This is a genomic window from Pseudomonas cuatrocienegasensis, assembly GCF_900110925.1.
Lineage (GTDB): Bacteria > Pseudomonadota > Gammaproteobacteria > Pseudomonadales > Pseudomonadaceae > Aquipseudomonas > Aquipseudomonas cuatrocienegasensis.
In genome coordinates, this window is the sequence record NZ_FOFP01000027.1 from 1 (window position 1) to 14,565 (window position 14,565).

Genomic DNA, 14,565 nt, shown 5'->3' on the forward strand with positions numbered 1-14,565 from the left:
AACCCCGAGAACTGGCGCAGAATGGTCGTCTCGTACAACGCCTCTTCCATCGCCGGATCGCTGTAGCCGAACCAGTTCTGCATCAGGTGAACTCGCAGCATCGCCATCAGCGGATAGGCTGGACGTCCGCCTTCACCCTTGGGGTAATGCGGGTCGATCAAGGCAATCAAACCCTTCCACGGCACAACCTGATCCATCTCGATCAGGAACAATTCCTTGCGGGTCTGCTTGCGCTTGCCTGCGTACTCGGCGTCGGCAAAGGTCATCTGCTTCATCGGAAAACTCGGCGGGTGGAATCCGGGTATTTTGCCAAAATCAGGAAGTCTTCTTCAGAGTTTCCCTAGGAATATTGGCAACTCTCTCAACCCCCAGCCGATTAAGCAAAACACTTACGTAGTATTTGCTTCGAATTTCTATTACAGGCTTTGGGTATATGAAAAATTGATCCATGAAGCAAAATGTTTCGCGCTAAAGCGCGAAACATACCTCCAGCTGGAGAGGCCCTTTATCCCTGCGGAGAAGGGAAGGGAATTTAGTCTCAGTATTTCAAATTTATGAGATTTTCTCTGGCAGCACGACGAACGGCGGGCATTTCTGCGGTGGCATAAACTTCGTGAGGTGAGGTCACGCTCAATCACGAATGACTTGGGTATGCCGCGATGGATGATGCTGAGAAAGCAATTCTGATTGAAGAGTTCGCCAAAAGCCTTGAGAGCGATTTGCTGGGTCGCTATGGCCCGGTGATGACTGGGGATGAGTTACTGCGTGCGTTGGGCTATCCGTCGCGCGAAGCCTTTCGACAATCGTTGGTACGCAACACGGTTGCAATTCCTCTGTTTGACCTCGAATACCGGCGCGGGAAATACGCGTTGGTGAAGGACGTTGCCCGTCATTTGACCGAGCAGCGCTTCAGCGCCAAGTTCGGAGTTTCACTCAATCATGAGCAAGGAGGTGATTCCAGATGAGCTAGCCACTACGCGCGTAACCAACGCAGTGAGGCGCGGATAAGAAAAAGCCCCCGGGAGTGCAATCCCAGAGGCCCTTTCAGACAGTCGATTTCAGCCCGACTATCTTCAGTCTTATCCCCGAAGCCCGGTCTGTCAAGACGAGAGCCAGTGTGCAGATTCTGGCTTCGGGGCCTCTCTGTATCCTTTTTTCGATTGCGTCTAGCGATGCCGGCCCAGCTCGTCCTTTGAATAGCTGGATCCGACTTCGTGGAGGGTACAGCTATGCAAGTTCAAACCTATCGCAAGGCGTTGCATCTCCACTGCTGCTCAGCAATGAGCCTGCGACAAATGGCCAAGATGGCGAGCGTTTCTATCAATACCGCTAGAAAGATTGTGTCCGTCGCGCAAGCCAACGAATGGGATTGGGCGACCATCCAAGACATGGATGATCGTCAGCTAAAAACCTGCTTTCACACGGTCAGGCAGCAGGAGAGTGGCAAGGTCATGCCGGACTGGGTGGCCATCCATCAACTCATGCAGGCCAAGCACCAGACCTTGATCCAGCTCTGGGACGAGTACCGCAATCAGCTCAAGTCTGCGGCTTACTCGTACTCTCAGTTCACCTACTACTACCGCGAGTTCTTGAGCAAGATCGATATCACTATGCGGCAGGTCCATTTCGCAGGTGACTGCGTATTTGTGGACTACGCCGGTCAGACCATTCCTTGGTTCGACGCCGTACAGGGCAAGCAGCATGAAGCTCAGCTCTTTGTCGGTGTGCTGGGCTGCTCCAATTACACCTTTGCTTGGGCCAGTGCCAGTCAAAAGCTGCATGACTGGATCGAAGCTCACAACCAGATGTTCCGGTTCTTCGGTGGCGTGCCTGCGACAGTTATCCCGGACAACCTCAAATCGGCCGTAACCACGCCAGGCAATGACCCCGCCATCAACAAGACCTATCAGGAACAGGCCGAGCATTATGGTTGCGTGGTGGTGCCAGCTCGCGTTCGGAAGCCGCAGGACAAATCCAAAGCAGAACTGGGTGTGAAACTAGCCACGCAGTGGGTGACCGTGCCTCTTCGTCGCCAGCAGTTCTTCAGTTTGGAAGAGATCAACATTGCTTTGGCTGAGCTGCTGGAGAAATTGAATCGGCGTTCTTTCAAACGCCTGCCCGGTAATCGTTTCGAGCGATTCCAGGAGTTGGATAAGCCTGCGCTGAAACCGTTGCCGGCAGAGCCCTACGAGTACGGCGAATGGATGGCAGCTCAGAAGGTTGGCCCGGACTATCACGTCTATGTGCTGAATCATGCGTACTCGGTGCCCTGGCGTTTGGTGGGGGAGCGGGTGGAGGCCCGGGTCAGCCCGTCGGCCATTTCCCTGTTCCACCTGAGCAAGCGAGTAGCCATTCACCCGCGCGACGACACGCCAGGGGCCGCGACGACTAACCCCAACCATCGCCCAGAGGCTCACCAGGCCTATGCCTCGCGAACCGCTCACCATTACCTCGAATGGGCCTATGGCCTCGGTACTGCTACTTCAGAGGTCGTTCAGGCGCAATTTCATGGCAAGGCTGATTTCTCTATCTCTGGCAGTAAGGCCTGCCAGCAGTTGCAGCACCTGGCCAAGCACTACGGTAATACCAGGGTTGAGGCAGCTTGCGCACGGGCCTTGGCCATCCAATCCCCCACGATCAAGAGCCTACGTTCCATCCTGCTACACCGGCTGGATGAATTGCACCGCTCAGTGCATCCCGCAGCCACTTTGATTCCGCCACACGCCAATGTTCGCGGCTCCGATTACTACGCCGGGGAGAGCCGCCATGAATGAGCAGCAAACAATCGAGCAGCTCCATGGGCTGAAGTTGTTTGGCATGGCAAACGCCATGGCTTCACAGCTGGAGAGTCCCAGTACTCAGAGTCTGCCATTCAGCGATCGAGTTGCACTGCTGGTCGAGGCCGAGTGCCACGACCGCGACAATCGTCGTCAGCGGCGATTGATGGCGCAGGCAAAGTTGAAGATGCGCAATGCCTGCCTGGAGGATATCGACTACAGGCCACGGCGTGGCTTGGACAAGCCTCAGCTGCTATCGCTGGGGCAATGTCAGTGGATAGAGCGCCATCAACACCTGCTCATCAGCGGGCCTACGGGCGTCGGTAAAACCTGGTTGGCGTGCGCATTTGGCATGCAAGCGATTCGCCGCGGCTGCTCCGTCGCCTATCACCGCGTCAGCCGATTGCTGGAGGAAACCGAAATTGCCCGGGCTGACGGCTCTCTTGCCGGCTTCCGCAGCAAGCTCGCGAAATGCCACTTGCTGATCCTCGATGATTGGGGCATGTCACCGCTCACCGATATCGGCCGACAGGATCTCCTGGAGTTCGTCGATGACCGGACGGGGGCCGGTGCCATCCTGATCGCCTCCCAGCTGCCGGTGGCCAAGTGGTACGAGTACATCAACGAGCCGACGCTAGCAGATGCCATTTTGGATCGCATCGTGCACCGGGCGCACAAGATCGAGATGCGCGGCGACTCTAATGCGCAAGAAGCTCGGTCTCGATGATGGGGAGGGCTAGCCATGTACGAACCCCATCAAACTCAGGACCAGGATGTAGTGATCCATCAACCGATCGTTCGCTGTAACTACAACGACGGCATGGCTGATGGTCTGGTGATTGGCCAGGTGGTCGGCTACTACACCGAGACCTTACGCAGCCATGCCAAGGCTCAGGCCTTTTTGCAGCACAGAGGTCTTTGCCATGCAGATCTGCTGACTCAGTTCCGTCTGGGTTTTGCGGATCGCTCATTGGGTTTGCAGCTACACAAGCTGGATTACCTTCAGGAGGAAACAGTCCGAGGTGCGCTGCAGCGTGTCGGTCTACTGAAGGTGTCAGGACATGAGCTGTTTCGTGGCGCGCTAGTGTTTCCAATGTTCGATCAGGACGGGCAGGTACTGGGTGGCTATGGGCGTCGGATCACGCCCAAGCTGGCGGCCCATTCGGCCTACCACGTCCACTGGCACCTTGAGCAAGCTGGTTTCTTCAACCAGAAGGTGCTGTTCGAATTCCCTGAGCTGATTCTCTGCAAAAGCCCAATCGAAGCACTGACCTGGTGGTGCCATGGATACCGCAACGTGGTTGCCATCCTGGGGTTCGCAGGGTTTGACGATGAGCACCTGAGCATCCTGCAGAGCAGCCTGGTCAGGCTGGTGTATCTCGCCTTTGGTTCGTCCCGGCCTGAGCTTGATGAGGCTAGGCGAATTGCCCACCTGCTTACTCACAACGACATCGAGGTGCGCTTCGTTCTATTTCCGCAGGGCGCAGATAGCAACGCTTTTGTCCTTACGGTTAGCGACCCCGCCAAAGAGCTCTCACTCCTGCTGAGGGAGTCATTGGTGTTTCCGAAGAAAATGGGAGGTGAATATGACCAGTGAAACTTATCCAACCACCCTGTCCGCGTGTGTGAGCTTCTACGTGGATGACTGCTTGGCTCGCGGTCAAAGCGATGCGACCGCATATGCCAAGACGACAGTGCTGAAAATGTTTGTGCTCTGGTGCGAGCCTCAGGGTATCAACGATGTTTCGCAGGTTGATCTGGATCTGTTGGAGCGCTATCGCAAACACCTGTATCGCTATCGCAAGGCGCGCGACCACGAGCCCTTGGAGCTTGCAACACAGCGTATGCGGTTAATGGCCGTGACAGGCCTGCTCAAGCGATTGCACTACTTCGGCATTGTGCCATCGGATTTCTACTCCAGATTTCCGTTGCCCAGGGCTCCTCGCCAGATACCCAAGCAGATCCCCGACGAAGATGAGATTGCTCCGATTCTGCATCAGACGACCACGAAGGGTCGGATGGGATTGAGGGATCGAGCGATCTTGGAGGTTTACTACGCCACAGGAATACGCCGAGCAGAACTGGCCGGGTTGGATATCCGAGATGTGGATTTCAAGCAGAAGATCGTTACCGTGCGCAAAGGGAAAGGCGGCCTGGATCGGCGTGTTCCCATTGCACAGCAGTCACTCGACCGGGTTGAGCAGTATCTGAATGAGGTTCGAGGCAGCCTGGCGACAATGGCCAGCGGCGAAGCGCTCTTTCTGGGCATATCCGGCAAGCGCATCCAGAAAAGTAAGCTAACGACGCTTGTTGGTAGGTACATCCGGCGTTCCGGGATCGGTAAAAGCGGCTCCTGCCATGCCCTTCGCCATGCAACAGCGACACACATGCTGCGCAATGGGGCGGACATCCGTTATGTGCAGGAGATGCTGGGACACCAGTGCATCGAAAGCACCCAGATCTACACCCATGTGACCATCACTGATCTGCAAGGTGTGTATAGCAAAACGCACCCCGCAGCCCAGAGCTCCGGCCCAGGAAAGCTGCTTGAGGAGGCCCGTAGAACTCAGAAAGCTCTACCCTGAGGCGATTAACCAAGTTGCCAAATATAACCTAGTAGGTTAGCGTGACGTATATGGAAAAAAGGACCCCACACTGCAAGCTGTCAGTCGTGAAAGCCTTGGTCGAAGCAAGGAAAGTGCGCTCAACCATGTCCGCCCTGGCTGGCGGGGCGGCGTTGGGGTTCGACTTTGAGGGGATCATCGGCGTTGTCATGGCGCTGGTCCCGGCAGACTTCTACAAAAGCATGACCACGCACGCCGATCATACGGTCTGGCAGGACGTGTACCGGACTAACACGGAGGCCGGAGAGGTCTATCTGAAACTCACGGTCATTGATGATGTGCTCATCGTGTCCTTCAAGGAGCTATGAACATGAAATGTCCATCTTGCGCAGCGGCGGAACTGGTGCATGACACCCGTGATATGCCGTACACCTACAAGAGCGAATCGACCTCCATTCCGGCAGTAACCGGCGACTTCTGCCCGGCCTGTGGCGAAGTGGTTCTTGATGCAGGCGAGTCGGCCCGCGTCAGCACGGCGATGCTGGGATTTAACAAGCAGGTGAATGCTTCGATTGTCGATCCGGGCTTTATCACCAGCGTCCGCAAGAAGCTCGCCCTTGACCAGCGCGAAGCGGCCGAGATTTTCGGCGGTGGCGTCAATGCGTTCTCGCGCTACGAGAACGGTAAAACCAAGCCGCCGCTGGCTCTGGTGAAATTGCTCAAGGTGCTTGATCGCCACCCTGAGCTACTGAACGAAGTCAGGACTGCATAGCCCCACATGTCTGGTGAAGTCCACGCCTTGGCGTATGGATTTGTCTTTTGAGAGCGCTGATGAGTTTTGAGCAGCGCGAGCACTGGAGGGCGTGCTGGGAGGGCAGAAAAAACTAACCCCCTGGTGCGCAGTACGGGACGAGTCCCGCCCGAGGCGTGGGGGTTATTCTTGGTGCCAAGGCTAATGGCGATGGATTGTGCAGTCAACCTTATGGCGGTGCCGGCGGTCAGTTGCGGCCCTGTTGGCGGGAGAGCAGAGGCAGTGTGACCAGGGGTGTTAAAGAGAATTAGTTTACAACTACTTCCGCGATTACGACCCCGAGACCGGGCGGTACGTCGAAAGTGATCCGATTGGGCTAAAAGGTGGTCTCAATACTTACGGGTACGTCATGGGGAACCCTATCAAGTTTTATGACCCATTAGGCCTTGATACCGTGACTGCTGAAGGGGCTATACGAATTCCTGGCTTTATTGGTGATTTCTTTGGTCACGAGGCTTCACCGCAAGGGCTTACATGTGGTGTGGCTTTCTCATTTCCAGGACCGCTGGGTGGGAAATGGGACTTTGGCGTATATGGTGGGGTACAAGCTGGTGGTAAAGATATTGGTATTGGTAAGTTCTCTATTGGTCTGGGTTACCAATCAGGGTCTGTAAGTGATTTAGGTGGTGGTGGCGCGGAAATGGGCGCTCACTTTGGCCGTTTTGGGGGCTCTGCCAGTTTTAACGGGGCTAATAACTTTACCGGAGGAAGTATCCATTACGGGTATGGATACGGAGCCAACGCTAGCGGAACGGTAGGCGGTACAGCTAGTTTTGCTGATGGAGTCAGAAAATAACTATGGCAATTAAATTTTTTCAAAAATTCTTAAATTTAGGTCGGTATATATTAGGTGAGCGTACTGTCGTGCTTCCTGAAGGTGGCGATTTTGACAAGCTTAAGATTAATGTTGATGGTAAAAAAACAAACAATTATTCAGTCATTGTAGAGAGTGAGAAAATAAAGATTAAGAAAAGCGGATTTCTGTCTTCGCCATCGCACTATGCTGCAATAACGGAGGTGCAGGGGCGGATAGAGTACAATATTAAGATGAGTAAAGTAGAAAGGATTTTTACTATCGCTATTGTAAGTGCGTTGTGCTTGGCAATAATGGTTGCGCCGATAGTTTTTGCAGTAAATTTGGCGCTTAATGGATATGCTGAAGACACTGCAAAAATTTCCGCGCTGATAATTGCCGTCTCTATTTTTCTCCTTGTTTGGTTAAAGCTAATTTGTCTGTTCTTGGTGTTCCAGTCAGGCATTGGTAATCCCTTCAAGGTACTAAAGAAATTAGGGGTAGTTGTGGGCGCGTAATGAGCGATTTGGGTGAGGTCCGGTAGAAATCAATGGGGCCGTAGACCGGGAGCGGCCTTTTTCGTTTCAGATAAAACGGTTAGATATTAAGTAAGTGCCATTCAAACCTGTCCCTTTTCTGTGGGCGAGAAGAAAAATATTTTATCCAAATAGGCGGGATGAGGATGCTATAAATCCAGATGGCACCCTTTTGAGATAATAAAAGTATGCGGCATGGTGCTCTAGCTTCATCTCGCTAATCGTGTTGCACTTGGCTTTTGCTGCCGCTCTGTCTATAGGCCTGTCGCATGAACGCTTCGCTGCTCAAAACGCCGTTGCGCCGTTTGCCATTCAGCTTCGCCAAACGCCATGGGGTGGTTCTGCTGCTCGAAGACGGTCAGGCCTATGTTGCTCATCGCCCTGAGGTCGAACCTGTGGCGCTAGCCGAGGTGCAGCGTTTCGTGGGCCAGTCATTGCGCTGGCGTGCGCTTTCGGCCGCTGCCTTCGAGCAGGCCCTGGCGCGGGCTTACCAGCATGAAGCGGGGGCCATGCAGCTGGCCGAGGATTTGGGCGGACACCTCGATCTGACCGCTCTGGCCGAGCAGACCCCGGAAACCGAAGACCTGCTGGAGCAGGAAGACGACGCGCCGATCATCCGCCTGATCAACGCGATTCTCGGTGAGGCTATTAAGGAGGATGCCTCGGACATTCACCTGGAAACCTTCGAGAAGCGCCTGGTGGTGCGTTTTCGCGTCGATGGCATGCTGCGTGAAGTGCTCGAACCCAAGCGCGGCCTGGCCGCGCTGCTGGTCTCGCGGATCAAGGTCATGGCGCGTATGGACATCGCCGAGAAGCGTGTGCCGCAGGACGGCCGTATCTCGCTCAAGGTTGGGGGGCGTGAGGTCGATATCCGCGTCTCCACGCTGCCGTCGGCCAATGGCGAGCGGGTGGTATTGCGCCTGCTCGACAAGCAGGCCGGGCGCCTCGATCTGCAGCACCTGGGCATGAGCCTGCGTGATCGTCAGGTGATGGAAGACACGGTGCGCAAACCCCACGGCATTCTGCTGGTCACCGGCCCCACGGGCTCCGGCAAGACCACCACGCTGTACGCCAGCCTGGCCAGCCTGAATGACCGCAGCCGCAATATCCTCACCGTCGAGGACCCGATCGAGTACCACCTCGAAGGCATCGGTCAGACCCAGGTCAACACCAAGGTCGACATGACCTTCGCCCGTGGCCTGCGCGCCATTCTGCGGCAGGACCCGGACGTGGTGATGGTTGGTGAGATCCGTGACCGTGAAACCGCCGAGATCGCCGTGCAGGCCTCGCTGACCGGGCACCTGGTGCTCTCGACCCTGCACACCAACAGTGCGATTGGCGCCGTCACCCGCCTGGTCGACATGGGCGTGGAGCCGTTTCTGCTGGCCTCATCCCTGCTCGGCGTGCTGGCCCAGCGCCTGGTGCGGGTGCTGTGCCCAGCGTGCCGCCAGGCCTACCAGGCCGACGCTGCCGAATGCGCGTTGCTGGGCGTCGATGCGCAGAACCCGCCGACGCTCTATCGCGCCTGTGGCTGCGCCGCCTGCCATCAGCAGGGCTATCGCGGGCGTACCGGTATTTACGAGTTGGTGGTGTTCGACGATTACCTGCGCACCTTGGTGCACAGCGCCGCTGCCGAACAGGTCATGGTCCGTCATGCGCGCACCCTGGGGCCGAGCATTCGCGATGACGGTCGGCGCAAGGTGCTGGAAGGGGTGACCACCGTCGAGGAAGTGCTGCGCGTGACCCGGGAAGAATAATGGCCGCCTTTGAATACCTGGCCCTCGACCCGGCAGGGCGCCGACAGAAGGGCGTACTGGAGGCTGACAGCGCGCGCCAGGTGCGCCAGATGCTGCGTGACCGGCACCTGGCGCCGTTGGAGGTGCACCTCAGTCGCCCGCGTGAGGTGGGCGGTGGCGCCACTCAGGGATGGTTCCAGCGTGGCCTCTCGGCCCGCGACCTGGCGCTGATCACGCGGCAACTGGCGACGCTGGTGCAGGCGGCGCTGCCCATCGAGGAAGCCTTGGGCGCGGTGGCGGCCCAGGCGGCTTCGCCCCGCATCCAGGCGATGCTGCTGGCGGTGCGTGGGCGGGTGCTCGAAGGGCATGATCTGGCCGGCAGCCTGAGGGCGTTTCCGGCGGCCTTCCCGGCGCTGTACTGCGCCACGGTGGCCGCTGGTGAACACACCGGGCACCTGGGGCCGGTGCTCGAGCAGTTGGCCGATTACACCGAGCAACGCCAGCAATCGCGGCAGAAAATTCAATTGGCGTTGCTGTACCCGGTGATTCTGATGTGCGCGTCGCTGCTGATCGTCGGTTTTCTGCTGGGGTATGTGGTGCCGGACGTGGTGCGGGTGTTCGTCGACTCCGGGCAGACGCTGCCAACCTTGACCCGCGTGCTGATCGCGGCCAGCGCCTGGGTGCAGAACTGGGGCTGGCTGGCCGTGCTACTCAGTGTATTGGCTGTGGTGTTAGCGCGCCGGGCGCTGCGTGAAGAGGCACTGCTGCTGCGCTGGCATGGCCTGCTGCTGCGCCTGCCGCTGATCGGCCGGCTGGTGCGGGCGACCGACTGCGCGCGCTTCGCCTCGACCCTGGCGATTCTTACGCAAAGCGGCGTGCCGCTGGTCGAAGCCCTGGGCATTGGCGCTGAGGTGATCAGCAATCGGGCGATTCGTACGCAGGTGGTGATCGCCGCGCAGAAGGTGCGTGAGGGCGGCAGCCTGACCCGAGCCCTGGAGGCCAGTGGGCAGTTCCCGCCGATGATGCTGCACATGATCGCCAGCGGCGAGCGCTCTGGCGAACTGGACCAGATGCTCGCGCGCACTGCACGCAACCAGGAGAGTGACCTGAGTGCGCAGGTGGCACTGCTGGTCGGTTTGTTCGAGCCGGCCATGCTGGTATTTATGGGGGCGGTTGTGCTGGTCATCGTACTGGCTATTCTGCTGCCGATTCTTTCTCTCAATCAGTTGGTGGGGTAACAGGTGCACAACAGGACAACATCCAGCTTCCGCTCCCAGGCCGGCTTCACCCTTATCGAAATCATGGTCGTCGTGGTCATCCTCGGCATCCTTGCTGCATTGGTGGTACCCCAGGTCATGAGCCGGCCAGATCAGGCCAAGGTCACGGTGGCGCAGAGCGACATCAAGGCGATTGGCGCAGCGCTGGATATGTACAAGCTAGATAACCAGCGCTACCCGAGCACCCAGCAGGGGCTCGAGGCGCTGGTGCGCAAACCGTCCGGCAACCCGCCCGCCAGTAACTGGAACTCGGATGGTTACCTCAAACGGGTGCCTGTCGACCCCTGGGGCGCGCCTTACCAGTACCTGGCGCCTGGCACCCGGGGCGCGTTCGACCTCTACTCGCTGGGTGCCGATGGGCGCCAGGGCGGCAGCGGTCAGGACGCTGATATCGGCAACTGGGACCAGTGACCGGGCGCGCCTGAGGCATGCCGCGCTTTCACCGCACTGTGCGTGGTTTCACCCTGGTGGAACTGCTGGTGGTGCTGGTCATCCTCGGCTGTGTGGTCGGCTTGGTGGTGCTCAGTACCGGGCTGGCCAGCCCGGAGCGCGCGCTGCGCAACGAGGCCGAGCGTCTGGCCGGGCTGATCGGCGTGGTCAGCGAGGAAGCGGTGTTGGATAACCGTGACTACGGTATCCGCTTCGAGGCCCAGGCCTATCAGGTGCTGCGCCATGATCCCCAGCAGCAGCGCTGGCAAGCCCTTGGCCAGGATCTGCACCGTTTGCCGGCATGGGCCGTGTTGAGTGTCGAGCTTGAAGGCGAGACGCTACGCCTTGCCGGTGACGAGGAGCGGTCGGAGTCTGAGGAAGACCTGCAGCCGCAACTGGTGCTGTTGTCCAGTGGTGAGCTAAGCCCGTTTCGCTTGCTGCTGGCCGAACAGCGCCGTGGTGGCGCGCGGCTGCGATTGAGCAGTGATGGTTTTCGTCTGCCAGTGGTCGAGCGGGTCGATGCGGGGTCCAGGCTATGAGGCGAACAAAGGGCTTTACCTTGCTGGAAGTGCTTGTGGCACTGGCGATTTTTGCCCTGGTCGCCGCCAGTGTGCTCAGCGCCGGCGCCCGCAGCCTGCAGGTTGCCGCGCAACTGGAAACCCGCACCCTGGCCATGTGGCTGGCCGATAACCAACTGAGCGAGTGGCAGTTGGCGCCGACCCCGCTAGCGCTTGGCTCGGCAACCGGGGAGAGCGAGTTCGCCGGGCGCCGCTGGCAATGGCAGCGCGAGGTCATTGCCACCAGCGAGCCGCAGATGCAGCGCGTCAGCCTGTGGCTGGCGCCCTGGCAGAGTGGCGGCGTGGCGGTTCGCGAGCGCTCGGTGGTCAACCTGCAGGGCTTTATCGAGGTCGCGCCATGAACGGCAACCGCGGCTTCACCCTGCTCGAAGTGCTGATTGCCCTGGCCATCTTCGCGCTGATCGGCTTGGCCACCTACCAGATGCTCGACAGCGTTTTACGTACCGATGCCAGCACCCGCGCCCATGACCGCGAGTTGCGTGAACTGGTGCGCGCATTGGCGGCGTTTGAGCGCGATGTGCTGCAGGTCGCCGTGCGCCCCGTGCGCGATGGTTACGGTGAGGCGCTGCCGGCCTTGCAGGGTGACAGCGAGGATTCCGCGCGCCTGGAGCTGACCCGTGCGGGCTGGCGTAACCCGCAGGGTTCGCTACGCGCCGAACGTCAGCGGGTGCGCTGGCAACTGCAGAATGGGCAATGGCAGCGTCTGTACTGGCAGGTACTGGATCAGGCCCAGGACAGCCAGCCGCAGGTGCAGCAGGCGCTAGACGGGGTGACGGCGCTGAGCCTGCGTTACCTCGACCAGGACGGCGCCTGGCAAGACACTTGGCCGCCGCTGACGGATACCGTTGAGCAGCGCCTAACCCACCTGCCGCTGGCCGTCGAGTTGCGCCTGCAGCACCGCCGGCAAGGCGAGTTGCGGCGCCTGCTGCGGCTGCCTGAGGGCCTGCCGGATACCCCGGCTGAACAGGTCGGTGAGGTGACGCCATGAAGCCGCAGCGCGGCATGGCCCTGATCACCGTGTTGGTGGTGGTGGCCGTGGTCACGGTGGTCTGTGCCGGGATCATCGCCCGTCAGCAGTTGGCGATTCGCAGCACCGCCAATCAATTGCTGGTGCGTCAGGCCTGGCATTACGCCCTGGGCGGGGAGATTCTCGCCAAGGCCATTTTGCGCCGCGACCTGCAGCAGGGTGACCCGCGTGCGCCGCGTGACCACTTGGGCGAGCCGTGGGCTCAGCTGCGCACGCCCTTTGCCCTCGACAACGGCATGTTGCGCGTGCAGATCCTGGACGCCAGCGGGCGTTTCAACCTCAATCGGCTGGCCGACGCCGGTGAGGCGGGGGAGGCTGCGCGCGTGCAGTTTCGCCGCCTGTTGGCCATCCTGCAGATCGATGTGGCCTATGTCGAGCGCCTGACCGATTGGCTTGACGAAGACAGCGAGCCCCAGGGCGGTGCTGGCGCCGAAGACGATCAGTACCTGCTGGCGCAGCCCGCTTATCGCGCTGCTAACCGCTTGCTCACGGATGTTTCGGAGTTGCGCCTGCTGGGGATGGCTGAGCGCGACTACCAACGCCTGCAGCCCTTGGTCAGTGCCTTGCCGGTCGAGGCACCGCTGAATATCAACACGGCCAGCGCGCCGGTGATTGCCAGCCTTGCCGAGGGCCTGTCCCTGGCCGATGGCGTGGCGCTGATCGAGGCCCGCGGTGCCGAGGGATTTAGCGATGTGCAGGCGTTTCTCGGCCGGCTGCCGGCCTTGGGCATCAGCGGTGGTGGTCTGGCCGTGGGCAGTATGCATTTCGAGGTGCTCACCGAGGTGCAGATCGGTGAACGTCGCCAGGTTCTGCACAGCCAGTTGCAGCGTACAACCGAGGGTAAGGTGTATGTTCTCGCCCGAGATTTAGGTCGCAGCGGTTTGCCTGCGCCCGACAAGGAACAACAGCCATGAACCTCAGCTGTGTATTTTTGCCGCCTGCGGCCTGTGCCGGGGTAGATGTACAACTGCCGGTGCGCCAGGTGCGCGCCGGGCAGTCCCAGACCTTGCCGTTCGCCGAGGCCTGTGCCGAACAGCAGAGCGGTTGGACCCTGGTGCTGCCGGTGGAGGCGGTGACCGCCTGTGCCGTGCACCTGCCCACGCGCAAGGCGCGTTGGCTGCGTCAGGCCCTGCCGTTTGCGGTCGAGGAGCAACTGGCCGATGACATCGAACAGTTGCACCTGGCGCTGGGCGAGCTGCTTGCCGATGGCCGGTATCGGGTCTATGCGCTGCGGCGTGCCTGGTTGAGCGACTGGCTGGCCGTCTGCCCGACACCCCCCGGCCGTATCCTGATGGACGCCGATTGCCTGCCGGACGAAGGCACCCAGTTGCTCTGGCTGGATGGCCGCTGGTTGCTGGGCGGCAGCACGCAAACGCGTCTGGCACTCGATCCCGAGGCCTGGGGCAGCCTGGCAGATCGCTACCCGCGCCCGCATTGCTGTGTGCAGGCCGGCGCGGATGTTCAGCCGCTTGCAGCCGACCAGGTGCTGCAGTTAGATGATGCGCATCTGTGGTTAGCCGGGCAGGCTCGTGGGACCAACCTTGCCCAGGGTGATTTCGCCCCTGCGACGCAGGATGTGCGCTGGCAATCGCTGCGGCCGCTGCTGGCCTTGCTGGGGCTGTGGTTGGTGCTGCAGTGGGGCTTCAACCTGGCGCAAGGCTGGCACCTGCAGCGCGAAGCCGATGCCTATGCCGACGCCAGTGCTGCGCTGTACCGCGAGCTGTTCCCGCAAGACCACAGGCTGGTCAACCTGCGCGCGCAGTTCGACCAGCACCTGAGTGAAGCCGGCGCGGGGCAGAGTGGGTTGCTCAGTCAATTGGATACGATTGGCGCGTTGCTCGGTGCCCAGGTGCAGGTCGAGCAACTGGACTACCGGTCCACGCCGGGTGAGCTGTCGCTGCAGGTCACAGCCCCAGGCTTTGCCGAGCTCGAACAACTGCGCGAGCGCCTGCAGGGCGCCGACATGGCTGTGCAACTGGGCGCGGCAAGTCGTGAAGCAAACGGTGTCAGCGCACGCCTGGTTATTGGAGGATGAGG

The 14,565-nt window shown here is 59.7% G+C and carries 17 protein-coding genes and 1 pseudogene; 17 read left to right on the forward strand and 1 reads right to left on the reverse strand.

From position 1 onward, the window contains the following. The coding region (locus tag BMW49_RS22925) for a transposase (protein ID WP_139205715.1) at positions 1-275 on the reverse strand (275 nt) is incomplete at its 3' end. A 384-nt stretch (positions 276-659) separates the two neighbouring features. Here BMW49_RS22925 and BMW49_RS22930 point away from each other — a divergent pair. From BMW49_RS22930 to gspL, 17 genes and pseudogenes are all read left to right on the forward strand, one after another. Beyond that, a complete protein-coding gene (locus BMW49_RS22930) occupies positions 660-965 on the forward strand; it encodes a hypothetical protein (protein ID WP_069521752.1) in 306 nt (101 codons plus the stop codon). A gap of 264 nt (positions 966-1,229) precedes the next feature. Beyond that, entirely contained in the window at positions 1,230-2,774 is a 1,545-nt protein-coding gene (gene istA, locus BMW49_RS22935) for an IS21 family transposase (protein WP_069521749.1), read from the forward strand. Beyond that, positions 2,767-3,504: an IS21-like element helper ATPase IstB gene (gene istB, locus BMW49_RS22940; RefSeq protein WP_069521748.1), complete on the forward strand. Its 738-nt coding sequence runs from the start codon at positions 2,767-2,769 to the stop codon at positions 3,502-3,504. The genes istA and istB overlap by 8 nt, the downstream gene beginning before the upstream one ends. Positions 3,505-3,519: 15 nt before the next feature. Further along, the gene (locus tag BMW49_RS22945; RefSeq protein WP_069521746.1) at positions 3,520-4,374 is read left to right on the forward strand and encodes a hypothetical protein; all 855 of its coding nucleotides are present in this window, start codon (positions 3,520-3,522) and stop codon (positions 4,372-4,374) included. Further along, on the forward strand, positions 4,364-5,362 hold the full coding sequence (locus BMW49_RS22950; RefSeq protein WP_069521744.1) for a tyrosine-type recombinase/integrase: 999 nt from the start codon (positions 4,364-4,366) through the stop codon (positions 5,360-5,362). Before BMW49_RS22945 ends, BMW49_RS22950 begins: the two co-directional genes overlap by 11 nt. A 50-nt stretch (positions 5,363-5,412) precedes the next feature. Then, entirely contained in the window at positions 5,413-5,709 is a 297-nt protein-coding gene (locus BMW49_RS22955) for a type II toxin-antitoxin system MqsR family toxin (RefSeq protein ID WP_069521742.1), read from the forward strand. 2 nt (positions 5,710-5,711) lie between these two features. After that, positions 5,712-6,113 carry a type II toxin-antitoxin system MqsA family antitoxin gene (locus BMW49_RS22960; RefSeq protein ID WP_069521740.1) on the forward strand — a complete coding sequence of 134 codons (402 nt, stop codon included), beginning with the start codon at positions 5,712-5,714 and terminating at the stop codon, positions 6,111-6,113. A 286-nt stretch (positions 6,114-6,399) separates the two neighbouring features. Next, a pseudogene (locus tag BMW49_RS22965) lies at positions 6,400-6,549 on the forward strand (RHS repeat-associated core domain-containing protein); the annotation flags it as partial. 401 nt (positions 6,550-6,950) lie between these two features. Further along, positions 6,951-7,463 carry a hypothetical protein gene (locus BMW49_RS22970; protein WP_069521738.1) on the forward strand — a complete coding sequence of 171 codons (513 nt, stop codon included), beginning with the start codon at positions 6,951-6,953 and terminating at the stop codon, positions 7,461-7,463. A 287-nt stretch (positions 7,464-7,750) separates the two neighbouring features. After that, a complete protein-coding gene (gene gspE, locus BMW49_RS22975; RefSeq protein WP_069521736.1) occupies positions 7,751-9,238 on the forward strand; it encodes a type II secretion system ATPase GspE in 1,488 nt (495 codons plus the stop codon). Then, complete coding sequence (gene xcpS, locus BMW49_RS22980) at positions 9,238-10,455, forward strand: GspF family T2SS innner membrane protein variant XcpS (protein ID WP_069521734.1); 1,218 nt, start codon at positions 9,238-9,240, stop codon at positions 10,453-10,455. The genes gspE and xcpS overlap by 1 nt, the downstream gene beginning before the upstream one ends. Before the next feature lie 3 nt (positions 10,456-10,458). Then, positions 10,459-10,905 (forward strand): type II secretion system major pseudopilin GspG, encoded by a 447-nt coding sequence (gene gspG, locus BMW49_RS22985; RefSeq protein WP_256541734.1) that lies wholly within the window; start codon positions 10,459-10,461, stop codon positions 10,903-10,905. 17 nt (positions 10,906-10,922) lie between these two features. Beyond that, the gene (gene gspH / locus BMW49_RS22990; protein WP_069521730.1) at positions 10,923-11,462 is read left to right on the forward strand and encodes a type II secretion system minor pseudopilin GspH; all 540 of its coding nucleotides are present in this window, start codon (positions 10,923-10,925) and stop codon (positions 11,460-11,462) included. Continuing rightward, on the forward strand, positions 11,459-11,842 hold the full coding sequence (gene gspI / locus BMW49_RS22995; RefSeq protein WP_069521728.1) for a type II secretion system minor pseudopilin GspI: 384 nt from the start codon (positions 11,459-11,461) through the stop codon (positions 11,840-11,842). The genes gspH and gspI overlap by 4 nt, the downstream gene beginning before the upstream one ends. Continuing rightward, positions 11,839-12,489 carry a type II secretion system minor pseudopilin GspJ gene (gene gspJ, locus BMW49_RS23000; RefSeq protein WP_069521726.1) on the forward strand — a complete coding sequence of 217 codons (651 nt, stop codon included), beginning with the start codon at positions 11,839-11,841 and terminating at the stop codon, positions 12,487-12,489. Before gspI ends, gspJ begins: the two co-directional genes overlap by 4 nt. Next, the gene (gene gspK / locus BMW49_RS23005) at positions 12,486-13,442 is read left to right on the forward strand and encodes a type II secretion system minor pseudopilin GspK (RefSeq protein WP_069521724.1); all 957 of its coding nucleotides are present in this window, start codon (positions 12,486-12,488) and stop codon (positions 13,440-13,442) included. Before gspJ ends, gspK begins: the two co-directional genes overlap by 4 nt. Then, the gene (gene gspL, locus BMW49_RS23010; RefSeq protein ID WP_069521722.1) at positions 13,439-14,563 is read left to right on the forward strand and encodes a type II secretion system protein GspL; all 1,125 of its coding nucleotides are present in this window, start codon (positions 13,439-13,441) and stop codon (positions 14,561-14,563) included. The genes gspK and gspL overlap by 4 nt, the downstream gene beginning before the upstream one ends. The last annotated feature ends 2 nt before the right edge of the window (positions 14,564-14,565 follow it).

What these genes read in the sequence shown, in the direction of transcription:
- BMW49_RS22930 (WP_069521752.1), top strand. Translation starts at nt 660, where the DNA reads ATGGATGATGCTGAGAAAGCAATTCTGATTGAAGAGTTCGCCAAAAGC.
- istA (WP_069521749.1), top strand. Translation starts at nt 1,230, where the DNA reads ATGCAAGTTCAAACCTATCGCAAGGCGTTGCATCTCCACTGCTGCTCA.
- istB (WP_069521748.1), top strand. Translation starts at nt 2,767, where the DNA reads ATGAATGAGCAGCAAACAATCGAGCAGCTCCATGGGCTGAAGTTGTTT.
- BMW49_RS22945 (WP_069521746.1), top strand. Translation starts at nt 3,520, where the DNA reads ATGTACGAACCCCATCAAACTCAGGACCAGGATGTAGTGATCCATCAA.
- BMW49_RS22950 (WP_069521744.1), top strand. Translation starts at nt 4,364, where the DNA reads ATGACCAGTGAAACTTATCCAACCACCCTGTCCGCGTGTGTGAGCTTC.
- BMW49_RS22955 (WP_069521742.1), top strand. Translation starts at nt 5,413, where the DNA reads ATGGAAAAAAGGACCCCACACTGCAAGCTGTCAGTCGTGAAAGCCTTG.
- BMW49_RS22960 (WP_069521740.1), top strand. Translation starts at nt 5,712, where the DNA reads ATGAAATGTCCATCTTGCGCAGCGGCGGAACTGGTGCATGACACCCGT.
- BMW49_RS22970 (WP_069521738.1), top strand. Translation starts at nt 6,951, where the DNA reads ATGGCAATTAAATTTTTTCAAAAATTCTTAAATTTAGGTCGGTATATA.
- gspE (WP_069521736.1), top strand. Translation starts at nt 7,751, where the DNA reads ATGAACGCTTCGCTGCTCAAAACGCCGTTGCGCCGTTTGCCATTCAGC.
- xcpS (WP_069521734.1), top strand. Translation starts at nt 9,238, where the DNA reads ATGGCCGCCTTTGAATACCTGGCCCTCGACCCGGCAGGGCGCCGACAG.
- gspH (WP_069521730.1), top strand. Translation starts at nt 10,923, where the DNA reads ATGCCGCGCTTTCACCGCACTGTGCGTGGTTTCACCCTGGTGGAACTG.
- gspI (WP_069521728.1), top strand. Translation starts at nt 11,459, where the DNA reads ATGAGGCGAACAAAGGGCTTTACCTTGCTGGAAGTGCTTGTGGCACTG.
- gspJ (WP_069521726.1), top strand. Translation starts at nt 11,839, where the DNA reads ATGAACGGCAACCGCGGCTTCACCCTGCTCGAAGTGCTGATTGCCCTG.
- gspK (WP_069521724.1), top strand. Translation starts at nt 12,486, where the DNA reads ATGAAGCCGCAGCGCGGCATGGCCCTGATCACCGTGTTGGTGGTGGTG.
- gspL (WP_069521722.1), top strand. Translation starts at nt 13,439, where the DNA reads ATGAACCTCAGCTGTGTATTTTTGCCGCCTGCGGCCTGTGCCGGGGTA.